This window comes from Brevibacterium picturae (assembly GCF_030453725.1).
Classification (GTDB): domain Bacteria; phylum Actinomycetota; class Actinomycetes; order Actinomycetales; family Brevibacteriaceae; genus Brevibacterium; species Brevibacterium sandarakinum_A.
This window is the reverse complement of record NZ_JAKDJU010000079.1, coordinates 1-14,108: the sequence shown is the minus strand read 5'-3', so window position 1 is coordinate 14,108 and position 14,108 is coordinate 1. Positions and strand designations below refer to the sequence as shown.

Here is a 14,108-nt window from a genome sequence, read left to right as displayed (position 1 = left end):
CCGCCGAGGCGGACCCGGACAGCACCGAGGCGGACCCGGAAAACACCGACGAGCCCGACGGCAAGAACTGATCCCGAACCCCACTGCCCGCATCATCGGACGACCACAGCCGAATTCGAGAAGATCGAGGTGAGATGAGTACCGTCGAGCATGACTACGAGAATCTTTCCCCACTGACTCCCATCGCCGCCTCCGTCAGCTCCTCGGGCCTGCTGGGGGACCTGGCCGAGGCCAGCCGCAAACTCTCCCCGGAGCTCTTTCGGCGGCTCTTCGAGGTCTCACGCTCGCCCTCACTCCTCATCGCCACCGATTACGACGGCACGATCGCACCTATCGTCGATCACCCCGGCCACGCATTCCCGTTGGACTCCTCGGTTGACTCACTGCGCGCCCTCGCGCTGCTCCCGTCCACCTCGGCGGGGGTGATCTCCGGTCGCAGCCTCCGCGATCTCGCGGCGATGTCACGGCTTCCGCGGGAGGTCCACCTCTTCGGTTCCCACGGCGGCGAGACGGACACGGTGGCCATCGACACCCTCGATGAGGAACAGCGCGCGGCACTGGTTGATCTTCGGCGCGACATCTTCCGTGGACTTCCGGACGGGATCATCGAACACAAGACCACGGGCGCCGCCGTGCACCTGCGGGGACTCGACGAGGCGCAACGCCACCGGGTCGAAGCCGTTGTGAGCGAGCTCGTCGACACTCACACGATCTTCCCGACTCGGGGGAAGCAGGTCATCGACCTCTCCGTCGTCCCCTCTTCGAAGGCCGATGCCCTGATGCGACTGCGGCAGCAGACAGGGGCAGAGGTCGTCGTGTTCATCGGTGATGACACCGCGGACGAATTCGCCCTCGAGACGCTGGGAGAGGCCGACCTGGGACTCAAAGTCGGCCGCGACCCTGCAGAGACGCACGCGGACTTCCCGATCAGCTCCCCGGAGGAGGTCTCCGTCGTCCTCGCCGCGATCTACGAGCTGCGCAAATCCTGGCTCTTCGGCCGGCGTGCGACCCCGATCCATCGGCACAGCCTGCTGGGCAACGGACAGTCGACGGCCCTGGTCGATCCCTTCGGCAGCATCTGCTGGATGCCTCACCCGCTGCCGCACTCCTCGTCGATGTTCTCCGAGATCCTCGGCGCCGAGGCCGCCGGGTACTTCGCCGTCGACACCGAAGCCGGCACCGCCCCGCTGACCCAGCGCTACCTCACTCACTCGACGTTGTTGGAGACCCGGTGGCCGGGCCTGAACTGCGTCGACTACCTCGCACCGGTCGACGCGAACAGCGACGACACCATCGTCGTGCGCGTGCTCACCGGCGACACCGCGGCCCGGATCCGCTTCGCCCCGCGCCTCGACTATGCGACCGTGCCGACGCGGATGGTGCCCACCCACGACGGCGTGCAGGTGCTGGGCACCTCGGAGCCCATCTCCCTGATCGCGCCCGGCGTCGACTTCGAGATCAGTGAGGTCGGAATGTCCCACACCGCCGAGGCGGTTGTCGTGCCCTCTGATATGCCGGCTGGCGTCGTGGTCCTCGTCCTGGCCTGCGGCACCGGCACCGGTGACGCGAGGTTCATGGCCACAGGCGGTGAGCACCATGTGCGCGAACGCGCACTGAACTTCTGGACCAACTGGGTCGACACCCTTGATATCCCCGGCCATCACCGCGAAGAGGTCATCCGCTCGGCGGTGACCCTGCGCGCCCTCTGCCACGAACCGACCGGAGGGGTGCTCGCGGCGCCGACGACTTCCCTGCCCGAGGGCATCGGCGGCGTGCGCAACTGGGACTACCGCTACACCTGGCTGCGTGACGGCTCGATGACCGTCCGCGCCCTGCTCGCGCTCGGCTCCACCGGTGAGGCCGAAGGCTTCCTGTCCTGGCTGACCGGAATCCTGGACCGCACAGTGTCCCCCGAACAGCTCCACCCGCTCTACGCCGTCGACGGCTCCGCCCTGACCACCGAGGCGGTGCTGGCCCATCTGCCCGGATACGCCGGATCCCGTCCGGTGCGGGTGGGAAACGCGGCCGAACACCAGGTCCAGCTCGACGTGTTCGGCCCGATCACCGAGCTCCTCAACGATCTCAGCGAGCACCTCGGCGATCTTCCGGATTCGTATTGGCGTCTGACCTGTCAGATGGTCGAAGCCGTGAGCAAGCGGTGGTTCGAAGCCGACCACGGCATCTGGGAGGCCAGGCGACCACCCAAACACAATGTCTACACGCGTGTGATGTGCTGGGTGACGGTCGATCGGGCGCTGCGCATCGCCGAGCGCTTCGACCGTGACCTCCCCGGCGCCTGGCGGCAGCTGCGGGAGGAGATCGCCCACGATGTGCTCGACAACGGCTACAACGACGAGGTCGGGGCCTTCACCGTTGCCTACGGTGAGACCGACCTCGACTCGGCGTGCCTGTTCGTGGGGTTGTCGGGGTTGCTTCCGGCCGACGATCCGCGGTTCGTGTCGACCGTGGATGCGATCGAGCGTGAGCTGCGGGCCGGGCCGACGGTCTTCCGCTACCGCTACGATGACGGGCTTCCGGGGCTCGAGGGCGGCTTCCACATCTGCACGACCTGGCTCATTGAGGCCTTCATCAAGGTCGGGCGCATCGATGACGCCTGGGATCTGTTCAGGCAGATGGACAACCTGCTCGGGCCCACCGGCCTGCTGGCCGAGGAGTACGATCCGGTTGCGGAGATGCACTTGGGCAACCACCCGCAGGCCTATTCGCACCTGGGCTACATCCGAGTCGCCCAGATGCTCGACGCCTACCGCCCGAGCTGAGCACAGCATACGGCCACCGGCAGCCGGCCACCGGCAACCGGCCACCGGCCACCGAGAAACGGGTCGAGTGTCAATAAACGGGTTCACGCGTGTGTTTCTCGACACGCAACCCGTGCCTCGGCGCAGGTGGCGTAGCCTCACTCGACGAGGAGGGTGACCACCTCGGCGATGCAGGCGGGGCGCTCTTGGCCTTCGATCTCGATGACGTGCTTGAGGATGACCTGGGTGCCCTTGTCTCCGGGAATGACCTCGTTGACGCTGACTCTCCCGCGCAGGCGCGAGCCGACCGGGACCGGCTGGGCGAAGCGGACCTTGTTGAGACCGTAGTTGACGCGGATGGACACGCCTTCGATGGTGAAGATCTCGGACGAGAACTTCGGGATCAGGGACAGGGTGAAGAAGCCGTGGACGATCGTCGAGCCGTAGGGACCGTCAGCGGCGCGCTGCTCGTCGATGTGGATCCACTGGTGGTCGTCGGTGACATCGGCGAAGGTGTTGATCGCGGCCTGGTCGATCGTCATCCACTCGGACGAGCCCAGCTCGGTGCCGACGAGCGACGTGATCTCATCGATTCCATTGAGTGTGCGCATTCTTCGTTCTCCTTTGATCCGTGACTGTCGTGGGTGGTGGGCCTCAAGCGTATTCTTAGCGGACATTCGATGGAAGGAATGTCGGTACTGGCACCTTACTTGTTCTCATCGGTCTTGGCACCGGTGCGTCCGGGATTCGGTTAGGTTGGTGGCATGGAATCTCTGTCAGAACCTCTGGGTGAGTCGCTGACCCAGCCGCTCTCACCTCGGTGGATCGACCGTCCCGCCGGGTATCGGGACTTCGAATCGGCCTTTTTCGTCGGCCATGGCCGTGACACCTTCGACCGGTGCGCGGAGGAGCTTCTGCACTGGGAAGTCAAGATCCGCAGCGGATTCGACATCGATGTGGGCTCCCTTGGCACCGTTGCGGAGTACTCGGGCGTCGACACCGGCGTCCCGCGGGTCCAAGCCGGCCAGGAGCCGACGATCTTCGTGCGTCTGGGTCCGTTCCGCCTGCCCGAACCTGCCCGCGTCATCGAGGTCTTCGAGTCCGAGACACGTTGCGGCTTCACCTACGCGACGTTGCCCGGGCATCCGATCACCGGAGAGGAGTCATTCATCCTCATCCACACTCCCGACGACCGAGTCTTCCTCGTGCTGCGTTCGGTCTCACAGGCGGGGGTGGGCATCTGGCGCCTCGGCGAACCAGCCGTCCGTCTCGCCCAGATCATCTACCGGCGCAGGTACGCTCGAGCCCTGCGCGGCTAAGCCGACTCCAAATACTGCTTGAGCGCCTGATCCTGAGCCTCAGGATCAGGGAACACGGCCTCGGTTCGAGCACCGCCGCTGACCGGATCGTTGCTGAAGATCAGGCGGATGCCCAGCAGACGGGCCTGCCCCTGTGCGATGACGAGCCCCAGTCCCATGCCGCCGCCGCCCGCGGAGACGAAGCGGGTCGGGCCGGTGTTGACGATGTCGGGCGGGTAGCCGGAGCCGGAGTCGGTGATCGTGATGCTGCGGGTGCTCGTCTCCAGGCGGATCGGGTCCCCGCCGTGCTTGATCGCGTTGACCAGCAGGTTGGTGACGATGCGTTCGAACCGCCGGACGTCGGTGACCAGTGTCGAGTTGAGCGCTGCCAGGTGAGTGTCGATCTCGTGGCCGCCCAATGCCCCGGAGGCCGTCATGGTTCCCAGCAGCGACTGGACCGTCTGGTCGATGTTGACGCGTGTGAACTCGGGGTTCGCGCGACCCGCATCGAGGCGCGAGACTTCGAGCAGGTCTTCGACGAGAACCTGCATGCGCTTCACCCGATCCTTGACGAGTTCGGCGGGACGCGAATCCTCTTCGAGCAGGTTCGCGGCGTTGACCAGCCCGGTCAGCGGGGTCCGCATCTCGTGGGCCAGGTCCGCGGTGAAGCGCTGTTCCGAATCGATGCGCTCGGTCAGCCTGGTCACAGCGGTATCGACCGCCGAGGCGAAGGCCGCGACCTCCTGATCTGTGTCGTCGACGACATCGGCGATCCGGATGCTCGTGTCCCCGGCCGCAATCTTCCGCGCGGCCTGGGCACCCAGGGTCAACCTGCGTGAGATGCGCCCGGCCACGATGGAGCCGACGCCGCCGACGACCAGCGCGGAGCCGATCATTCCCACCAGCAGCGCCTGATCGATGCGGCCGATGAGTTCCTGGCTGTCCTTGGTCGAGGCGCGCACGGAGATGACCTCTGTGTAGGTGCCGACCTCGATCGGGGCGGCCGCCCACACGATCTCCTCACCATCGACCTCGGAGCGCATCGTCACGCTCTGACCCTTGAGCGCCTGGGCACGTGCTTGCTTGGGCAGCGCAGGATCGTCGATGCGGGCGTTGAGTGTGAGTACCCCGGTCTCGGAGAAGATGGCGACGGAGTTCGCGAGCTGTTCGGTCACGGTCGACCGCATCCGGTCGTCCTCGGCGCGCGCCGCAGACTGACGCAGCACGATGGAGCAGGAGAGTACGGCGATGATGACCGACGCAACGATGAGAAGGGAGATCTTCCAGCGCAGTGACATGCGATCAGCCCGCGAAGCGGTATCCGAATCCGCGGACGGTCTCGATCATGCTGGCGCCGATCTTCTTCCGCAGGCGCTGAATGTGGACATCGACGACACGGGAGTCGCCGGCCCATTCGTAGCCCCAGACGGTGAAGGCGATCTTCTCACGGGAGTAGACGTGTTCGGGCTGTTCGGTCAGCAGCAGGAGGACACGCAGCTCGGTGGGGGTGAGGTGAACCTCCTCGCCGTCGATCTCGACGGTCAGCCGACCGGTGTCGAGAACCAACGAGCCCAAGCGCGTCCGGAACGGGCCGAGGTCACCATCGGGTTCGACATTGGCATTATTCGTCTCGGTCGCCCCCGAGTAGCCACCCTGGCCGGATCCCGACTGCGCATTCGGTGAGCTGTTGGGGCGGGGAGGAACGGTGACGTCGACGCCGATCATCTGCTCGTCGCCGTCCAGATCCGCCGAGGTGAATTTCCCGCCCGCACCCAGGAACGTGTCGTCGGATTCGAGTTGGGCCTTGAGGCGTTCGCGTGTGTCCATGCCGGGGCTGGCGCCGAGCACTTCGGGGATGCCGTCCCCGGTGATCATGCCGCCGGGGCCGATCACGGTTTCATGCTCCTCGTCCATTTCCGTACCAGGGGAGTAGCCGAGCTTATCGGTGCCGGTGGTGATGAAGCGTCGGACGACGGCGCGGATGCGGGCATTGAGCACCTGCATGTCGAAGGGCTTGGTGAGGTAGTCGTCGGCCCCGGCTTCGAGCGCCTGGACGATGTCGATCGCGTCGGAGCGTGCGGAGATGATGATGATGGGAATGGTGGAGCGCTCGCGGACGGCCCGGCAGATCGAGGCGCCGTTCATGGTGGGCAGCATGAGGTCGAGAAGCAGAACGTCGGCACCATGTGCAGCGACGAACTCGTACCCCTCACGACCATCGGCGAATGCCGAGACCGTGTAATCGAACCGTTCCAGGCCGATCTGGGTCGTCTCACGGATGACCTCGTCATCCTCAACCAGAACAATATGCATTACGTTTCTCCATTAAGCCGCGTGAAGCGTTGACCCGGTTCAAACCTACCTTCGTGCAGGCGGAAGACCTGCACCGACCATCCCGAAGGGCAGCAGGCATCGTCGCCGTCGGCATACATCGCCTCCTGCACGACCAGTGTCCCATTCTTACCTGGGCTGAGTTTGAGTTGGTTGCCGGTGGCGATCAGTTCGAGTCGGGGTTTGCCGTCCTTCTCGCTGATGACTGCGCCCGCGACGACCTCGCTCTTCTGCTGCGGGTTGGCCACAGTGACGAGTTGGAATTTCTGATCGCCGCTGAGGAAGGGCGTCGAGAATTTGAGGCATTCCCTGCATTCGGCGACGACCTTCGCAGACTCCCTTGCTTCCCCGGTCACTGCGTTTCCCGAGGCGTCGACGATGGCCCTGCGGATCTCTTTGAGGGAGAACGGCTCGTCGGGTGGTCCGGAATCCTCCTTCGGAGATTCGAATTGAGTGGGGGATGTCGCATTTTCCGGTTCCACCCGCAGGCCCTTGTCGGGACCGCACGCGGCCATGCCGGCGAGTGTGAACGCCGCAAGAGCACTTGCGATCACTGTTCTCGTGACTGTGTGCGCGCACGACTTCTGACCAGGGGAGACCTGGTTCCGTCTGAGCGGGCGCGACACCTCAACAGAGGGGCGCCGAATAGGGGTGTGCACGTAGACATTTTGGCGTGTTCTGGCCGGGTAGTCCACTCGTGCCCCTGAACTGGGGAGTCAGGAACCGCCGCGTCCCCGCGTTTCTGCCCTGTTCTCTGCCGGCCTCGGTGCGCCGATTCTCAGCTGAGGTCGGTACGCTGGGGGCATGGCAGCATCGAAGTCTGAGAAGAAGTCCACCAGCACCGTGTCCTATAAGGATGCGCTCAAAGTGGGGCTCGTCTGCGGCGTGGTCGTTCTGATCCTGTCGATCATCGTGACCCGTGCTTGGCAGGACGGGACCGCATTCGGGTACGCCTTCGTCTACGCGGGCGCCGCATTCGTCTTGGTCAGCGCCTGCGCCTGCATCCTCAATTGGGTGCTGCGCAATGACACCCAGAACGACGATCAGACCTACCCGATTCTCAAATGAGCTGCCCGGCCCTGCAGTGACGACCGTCAGCTGCGGCCCCGCAGTGCCGATCGTCATTTCAGTCCCCGTGCCCACTGTCAGCTGCGGCCCGCCTCGGCGACTCTGAACCGCGGTGACGTAAGGTCTCCCCATGGAGACATGGAACACAGAACTCACGCCGCTGTCCTTTCTGCGCAGATCCGCCGACGCCTTCCCCGATAGGCGCGCGGTCGTCTACAACGATCAGTCTCTGACGTATCGAGAGTTCTTCGCGGCCGTGGAGAAGAGGGCACACGCCCTGCGCGCGGCCGGAATCGAACCCGGCGACCGGGTGGCCTACCTGATGCCCAACATTCCCGAGATGCTCATGGCCGCCTACGCGGTGCCCTTGGCAGGGGGTGTGCTCGTGCCGATCAACACCCGCCTGGCTCCCGAAGAGGTCCGCTACATCTGCAACCACAGTCAGGCGAAGTTGCTGGTCGTGGACTCGCAGCTGTGGCCCAGCGTCACCCCGATCGTCGACGGTCTCGACACCGTCGCGAGCATCGTCGACGTCGAGGACACGACTCTGACCGCGCCCGCCGAGGTGGCCCGACCCGATGTCATGTCGCCGGCCGTATCGACGTTGGCACAGTTCCTGGCCGAAGCCGCCGAGGACGCCCCGGACCTCACGTGGGGCGTTGAGGATGAGAGGGCGACGCTGTCCATCAACTACACCTCAGGCACCACAGGACGGCCCAAAGGCGTGATGTACACCCACCGCGGCGCCTACCTCAACGCATTCGGCGAGGTCTTCCACTCCGGCCATGACACCGACAGCGTCTACCTGTGGACGCTGCCGATGTTCCACTGCAACGGCTGGTGCACCGGCTGGGCGCTGGCCGCCGCCGGCGGAACACAGGTATGCCTGCGCGAGGTGCGCGGGGACGTGATCTGGGAGCTCATCGACCGTCACCGCGTCACCCACCTCAACGGTGCACCGACGGTGATGTCGACGATCATCAACGCCGAGGCCTCGCATTCCCTCGACCACGGGGTCACAGCGACGATGGCAGGAGCACCGCCGAGCCCGACCCTGATCTGGCAGATGGAGGAACTGAACTTCGCCATCGTGCACGTCTACGGCCTGACGGAGACCTACGGACCGTACACGGTCTGCGAATGGCAGGACTCGTGGGAGGGTCTCGACGACAGGTCCCGCGCCCGGCTCCTGTCTCGCCAGGGTGTCGGCATGGTCCAGGCCGATTCCGTGCGTGTGGTGACGATCGATTCGGGCGATGAGCTCGTCGACGTTCCGAGAGACGGTTCCACGATCGGGGAGATCGTGATGCGCGGAAACAATGTGATGAAAGGGTACTTCCGCGATCCCGAGGAGACCGAGAAGGCGTTCCAGGGAGGCTGGTTCCACTCCGGTGACCTCGGTGTGATGCACGAGGACGGATATATCGAACTGCGTGACCGTTCGAAGGACATCATCGTTTCCGGCGGTGAGAACATCTCGACCGTCGAGATCGAACAGGCGATCGCCTCCCACGCCGCAGTCCTCGAGGTCGCCGTCATCGGCGTCCCGGACACCAAGTGGGGCGAACGGCCCAAGGCGTTCATCACCGTGCGCGAGGGCCAGCCGGTGACCGAGGACGAGATCATCGAGCACGTGCGCACGCAGATCGCGAAGTACAAGAGCCCACGCGAGGTCGAACTCGTCGAGGCCCTGCCGAAGACTTCGACCGGCAAGATCCAGAAGTTCGAACTGCGCAACCAGGAATGGGGCGACGGCGAGTCGCGCATCCAGGGGTGACGCACCTGGGCCCACACCCGTCGGAAACGGATGTGGGCCACGGTGTTCGGCGGGTGTGTTGTTCTAGCGGAAACGCAGCAGCCGCAGGCTGTTGAGGACGACGAACACCGAGGAGAACGCCATAGCAGCACCGGCGATCATAGGGCTGAGCAGACCGAACGCGGCGACCGGGACGGCCGCCGTGTTGTAGGCGAAGGCCCAGAACAGGTTGCCCTTGATCAGACTCAGGGTCTTCCGGGACAGGCGGATCGCCTGCGGAATCTGCCGGGGATCTGACCGCACCATGGTGATGTCGGAGGCGGCCATCGCCGCATCGGTGCCCGAACCCATCGCAATGCCCAGATCGGCACCGGCCAAGGCTGCGGCGTCGTTGACTCCGTCACCGACCATGGCCACCGCCTGCCCCCGAGACTGCAGCTCATTGACCACGGCGATCTTGCCCTCGGGCCTGACATCGGCGCGGATCTCGGTGATGGCGAGCGAACCGGCGACCACCTCGGCGGCCTGGGCATTGTCCCCGGTCAGGAGGACCGTGTTGATGCCCAGCGAGTGCAGCTCGGTGATCGCCTCGGCGGCACCGGTCTTGATCTCATCGGCGACGAAGGTCAGACCGCGGAACCGCGAGTCGATGGCCAGTGCGACGATCGTGGCGCCGGTGGGCACGGCAGCGGCCGGGAACGAGACGTCGATACCGCGCTCCCGGAGCAGATCCGGGCGACCGGCGAGCACCTCGGCGCCGTCGATCCTGGCCTGCAGGCCACCGCCGGGAATGGTGTCGAAGCCCTCGATGCCGGACCGGTCGATGGTGGCGCTGGTGCTGCGAGCCGTGCTGCCCTCTGTGCTGCCAGCGGGCCCGACTGCCTCGCTCATGGTCGCGACTCGAGCATCGACGATCGCACGAGCCACCGGGTGCTCACTCTGTGATTCCAGCCTGGCCAGGATCGCGAAGTCGCCCTCGCGCAGCTGCGTCTCCAGCAGGGTCATGACGCCAGTGGTCAGGGTGCCCGTCTTGTCGAGGACGACCGTGTCGACCGAACGCGTCGACTCGAGCGCCTCGGGCCCGGAGACGAGGATGCCCAGCTGCGAACCGCGTCCGGACGAGACCGCCAGCGCCGTCGGTGTGGCCAGGCCGAGGGCACAGGGGCAGGCGATGATGAGGACGGTGAGTGCGGCGTGCAGACCCAACGCCCAGTCGCCGGTGAGCAGGCCCCAGGCCAGGAGCGTGAGAATGCTGATGGCGAAGACGATGGGCACGAACACGGCAGAGATCCGGTCGGCCAGACGCTGCACGGCCGGCTTGCCGGTCTGCGCGCGGCTGACCAGATCGGCCATGGCCGCCAAGGTCGTATCGGACCCGACCCGGGTGGCACGGACCTCGAGCACGCCCGAAGCATTGATCGTCGCCCCCGTGACCGTGTCGCCGAGGCCGACCTCGACGGGCACCGATTCGCCGGTGAGCATCGCCTCGTCGATCGCGGAGTGGCCGGCGACCACCTCGCCGTCGGTGGCGATCTTCTCACCCGGACGGACGACGAAGACATCGCCGACCGTGAGCTCATCGATCGGGACCTGGACCTCCACTCTGGTGTCGGAGGCGGAGTCGCTTCGAGGCTCGGCGGCCGAGTCGGCCCGAGGCTCGGCGGCCGTTGGGTCCGAGTCGCGCAGCACGCTCGCGGACTTCGCCCCCAGGCTCAGCAGCTCCTTGAGAGCGGCGGTGGCCCGAGTCTTCGCCCGGTCCTCGGTGAGCCTGCCGATGAGCAGGAACACCGTGATCGCGGCCGCAGCCTCGAACCACACGTGATATTCGCCGGGGATCTGCCAGCCGTATCCGTCGACGACGGCACGGCCAAGGGTGATGTAGGAGTAGACGCTGGCGACGATGATTCCGACGCTGACCAGGGTGTCCATGGTCGTCGACCGTCCGCGTGCGGCCTTGAACGCCGCCGAGTGGAAGGGCCACGCGCCCCAGGTCACGACCGGCAGGGCGAGGATCGCGACGATCCACTGCCAGCCGGGAAAATGCCAGCTCATGACCATGGAGACGGCCACGATCGGCACGGCCAGGATCAGCGATCCGATGAAGCGGGGGCGCAGGTGCCGGGGGTCGTAGTCGACGATCTCGGGTCCGCTCGCCGAGGCGGTTCTGACGGTGGCACCGTAGCCGGCCCTCTCGACGGCGGTCATGAGATCGTCATCGCTGAGTTCGGACTCGACGATGACATGAGCCGAATTCAGCGGGAGGTTGACCTCGGCGCTGACTCCGTCCAAGCGGGTGAGCTTCTTCTCGATGCGAGCCGAGCACGACGCGCAGGTCATTCCCGTGATGTCGAGATCGACCTCGCGAGACATCACTTCACCTCGTAGCCGGCTTCGTCGACGGCCGCGCTGATCGCGGTGTCGTCGAGGTCCCCTTCAGACGTGATCGTCACGGGGGAGGATCCGCCGGCATTGAGCTCGACGGCGACCTCGGTGACCCCGGGCAGAGCCCCGAGCTCTTCCTGCACGGCGCCCACGCAGTGGCCGCAGGTCATTCCGGTGACGTTGATGGTGGTGGTCGTCATGATGTGTCTCCTGTCGTCGCGTGTCATCACCGACAGGTGCGCCGATGATGGTGCCCTCAGCTCTTGATGAGCCGGGCGATAGCGGCTGAAGCCTCTTCGATCTTCTTGCGGGCGGCGTCGTCATCGCCTGAGGATGCGGCGTCGACCACGCAATGAGCGATGTGCTCTTCCAAGAGGTTGATGGAGACCGCGTGCAGCGCGGCCGTTGCTGCGGAGACCTGGGTCAGGATGTCGATGCAGTACTTGTCGTCATCGATCATCTTTCCGATCCCACGGACCTGACCTTCGATCCGTTTCATCCGCTTCGCAAGGGCGTCCTTCTGCGGGGTATATCCATGATGCTCAGTCATGACCATACTGTATACCCCCTTAGGGTATTGGTCAAGAGAGAGCACCGACCCTCCGGGGGCCTCCCCGCCGATTGTGCAATTGGTCTCACGGTGGGCGCTCCGCGTCGCCGAGCTCCTACAATCGAATCATGCGCGTTGCCAGACTGTACCGATTCCCCGTCAAAGGGTTCCCCGCCGAAGAGATCCCCGAGGCGGATGTGCGCACCGACCGAGGCATCCTCGGCGACCGCATCGCCGCGTTCACCAACGGCAGCCTCGACGTCCCCGAGGACAGCTGGCACAGATACTCCGCCTTCACCGTACTCAAGAACGACACCGACCTGCAGAAATGGCAGGTGTCCATCGACCTCGCCGAGGCGGACGCTCAGTCCGCGACGACCGCGCCCGACGCCGAGGCGGTTGAATCCTCCGCGGCGACCGTGGCCGCTCCGACGGCGAGCGTGACGCTGACGTCTCCGACGGAGGAGTCCACGACGTTCCGCACGGATGACCGGGACTCCAGGGCCGCCTCGGCGGAATTCCTCTCTTCACGCATACCCCCGCAGGGTGACTTCCCACGTGCACTCAGCGTCGCGGACCAGGGGATGTTCGACTCGCAGGCTTCGGGGATCTCGATCATCAATCCGGCCACGGTCACCGCGATCTCACAGACCGCCGACGGACAGGCAGCCCTGGGCCCGGACGAGACCGAACTCGACCCGCTGCGCTTCCGCGGCAATGTCCTCGTCGACGGACTCGAACCCTTCGCGGAGTTCGCGCTCATCGGCAAGATCGTCCGCTTCGGCGGGGTTCGTCTGGCCATCACCCAGGCCATCGAACGCTGCCCGGCGACGACGGTCAATCCGGCCACCACCGCCGTCGACGTCAACGTCCCTCGGGTCCTGGCCTCGGCATGCGGACACCTGCACTGCGGCGTCTACGGTCGGATCCTCGAATCGGGCCTGGTCGGCACCGGCGATGAGATCGAGATCGAAGGCGAGGCCCCGCGTGAGCTCGTCAAGACCGCGCGGACCCCGCGCTTCATGACGGTGTTGGGCAGCCAGCAGATCTGCAATGACATCGTCGAGGTCTCCCTGCGCGATGACCAGGGCTGGATCCGCGAATTCGACGAACCCGGCACCAACCTGCGCGTTCACCTCGACCTCGGCGAACCGTTCTGGCGAACCTATACGATCACGGACGTGACCGAGGACATCGTGTCGATCGCGGTCCGCACCCAGGGCAAGGGCTCCCGGGCCGTCGCCGAACTCGCTCCCGGCCAAGCGGTCCTGGCTTCGGGGCCACACGGAACCATGACCGCCGAGAGGGTCTTCGGTGGCACGACCGCGCTGGTCACCGCCGGCATCGGCATCACGCCGAGCCTCGGACTGCTGCGCGGAGCCGAGCTGCCGGGAACCCACAAGATCAAGCTCTTCCACGTCGACCGCGACCATCGGACGGCCTGCCTGTGGGACCGCCTGCAGAAGCGTGCCCACGGCCGACAGATCCCGGTCGAGACCCATCACAGGGACACAGCGAGCCAGGGGCGACCAGGTCACGCCGAGCTCGTCGATTGGCTGGCGGGGAGCGACAACGTCATGGTCTGCGGGCCCGCAGACTTCACCGCCGCGGTGCTCGAGGCCAGCGACGAGGCCGGAGTCCCGGCCGTGCACCAGGAGACCTTCGCCTCTCCGAACACCGGCATGAGCGAGGCCATCGCCCGGTGCTCGCCCGCCGAGGTGACCCTGGAGGATTCCGGCACCAGCTTCCTCTGGGAGCCACAGCAGGGAACCCTGCTCGATGCTCTGGAGGCACGTGGCCTGCGGGCCGACAGCTCCTGCCGCGGCGGCTCATGCGGCACCTGCGCCGTGTCCTTGGCCGCCGGCTCGGTCATCTACCCCGTGGAACCGGCTGCGCGGATCACCGCCGACGAGGTGCTCGTGTGCTCCGCCGTCCCCTCCGGGCCGATCAGCCTCGGTATCTGA

12 protein-coding genes are annotated in these 14,108 nt (G+C 65.9%); 5 read left to right on the top strand and 7 right to left on the bottom strand.

Annotated features, from left to right (window positions below):
• Positions 1–134: 134 nt before the first annotated feature.
• Positions 135–2,780 carry a trehalose-phosphatase gene (gene otsB, locus L0G76_RS09400; protein ID WP_304357017.1) on the top strand — a complete coding sequence of 882 codons (2,646 nt, stop codon included), beginning with the start codon at positions 135–137 and terminating at the stop codon, positions 2,778–2,780.
• A 137-nt stretch (positions 2,781–2,917) separates the two neighbouring features.
• On the opposite strand, the gene L0G76_RS09395 is transcribed toward otsB, so the two are convergent.
• Positions 2,918–3,370, bottom strand: a complete 453-nt coding sequence (locus tag L0G76_RS09395; RefSeq protein ID WP_304357016.1) for a MaoC family dehydratase — start codon at positions 3,368–3,370, stop codon at positions 2,918–2,920.
• Positions 3,371–3,523: 153 nt separating this feature from the next.
• Between L0G76_RS09395 and L0G76_RS09390 the strand changes: the two genes are divergently transcribed.
• A complete protein-coding gene (locus L0G76_RS09390; RefSeq protein ID WP_304357015.1) occupies positions 3,524–4,078 on the top strand; it encodes a DUF1990 domain-containing protein in 555 nt (184 codons plus the stop codon).
• Here L0G76_RS09390 and L0G76_RS09385 read toward each other — a convergent pair.
• Genes L0G76_RS09385 through L0G76_RS09375 form a run of 3 tightly spaced genes read right to left on the bottom strand, consistent with a single transcriptional unit; the run spans position 4,075 to position 6,942 of the window.
• Positions 4,075–5,355, bottom strand: coding sequence for a sensor histidine kinase (locus L0G76_RS09385; protein ID WP_304357014.1), 1,281 nt, complete (start codon positions 5,353–5,355; stop codon positions 4,075–4,077). The genes L0G76_RS09390 and L0G76_RS09385 overlap by 4 nt on opposite strands.
• A 4-nt stretch (positions 5,356–5,359) precedes the next feature.
• A complete protein-coding gene (locus tag L0G76_RS09380) occupies positions 5,360–6,370 on the bottom strand; it encodes a response regulator transcription factor (RefSeq protein ID WP_304357013.1) in 1,011 nt (336 codons plus the stop codon).
• The gene (locus L0G76_RS09375) at positions 6,370–6,942 is read right to left on the bottom strand and encodes a hypothetical protein (RefSeq protein ID WP_304357012.1); all 573 of its coding nucleotides are present in this window, start codon (positions 6,940–6,942) and stop codon (positions 6,370–6,372) included. The genes L0G76_RS09380 and L0G76_RS09375 overlap by 1 nt, the downstream gene beginning before the upstream one ends.
• 250 nt (positions 6,943–7,192) lie before the next feature.
• On the opposite strand from L0G76_RS09375, the gene L0G76_RS09370 reads away from it, so the two are divergent.
• Both L0G76_RS09370 and L0G76_RS09365 read left to right on the top strand, forming a co-directional pair.
• Positions 7,193–7,456 carry a hypothetical protein gene (locus L0G76_RS09370; protein WP_304357011.1) on the top strand — a complete coding sequence of 88 codons (264 nt, stop codon included), beginning with the start codon at positions 7,193–7,195 and terminating at the stop codon, positions 7,454–7,456.
• 130 nt (positions 7,457–7,586) lie between these two features.
• Positions 7,587–9,233: a long-chain-fatty-acid--CoA ligase gene (locus L0G76_RS09365; RefSeq protein ID WP_304357010.1), complete on the top strand. Its 1,647-nt coding sequence runs from the start codon at positions 7,587–7,589 to the stop codon at positions 9,231–9,233.
• A 63-nt stretch (positions 9,234–9,296) separates the two neighbouring features.
• Here the strand turns inward: L0G76_RS09365 and L0G76_RS09360 are convergent, their stop codons facing one another.
• The 3 genes from L0G76_RS09360 to L0G76_RS09350 are packed head-to-tail and all read right to left on the bottom strand — an operon-like array spanning position 9,297 to position 12,144.
• Positions 9,297–11,582 carry a heavy metal translocating P-type ATPase gene (locus L0G76_RS09360; protein ID WP_304357009.1) on the bottom strand — a complete coding sequence of 762 codons (2,286 nt, stop codon included), beginning with the start codon at positions 11,580–11,582 and terminating at the stop codon, positions 9,297–9,299.
• Positions 11,582–11,794, bottom strand: coding sequence for a heavy-metal-associated domain-containing protein (locus L0G76_RS09355; protein ID WP_304357008.1), 213 nt, complete (start codon positions 11,792–11,794; stop codon positions 11,582–11,584). The genes L0G76_RS09360 and L0G76_RS09355 overlap by 1 nt, the downstream gene beginning before the upstream one ends.
• Before the next feature lie 56 nt (positions 11,795–11,850).
• Entirely contained in the window at positions 11,851–12,144 is a 294-nt protein-coding gene (locus L0G76_RS09350) for a metal-sensitive transcriptional regulator (protein ID WP_009882215.1), read from the bottom strand.
• A 128-nt stretch (positions 12,145–12,272) separates the two neighbouring features.
• Between L0G76_RS09350 and L0G76_RS09345 the strand changes: the two genes are divergently transcribed.
• Positions 12,273–14,108, top strand: a complete 1,836-nt coding sequence (locus L0G76_RS09345; protein ID WP_304357007.1) for an MOSC domain-containing protein — start codon at positions 12,273–12,275, stop codon at positions 14,106–14,108.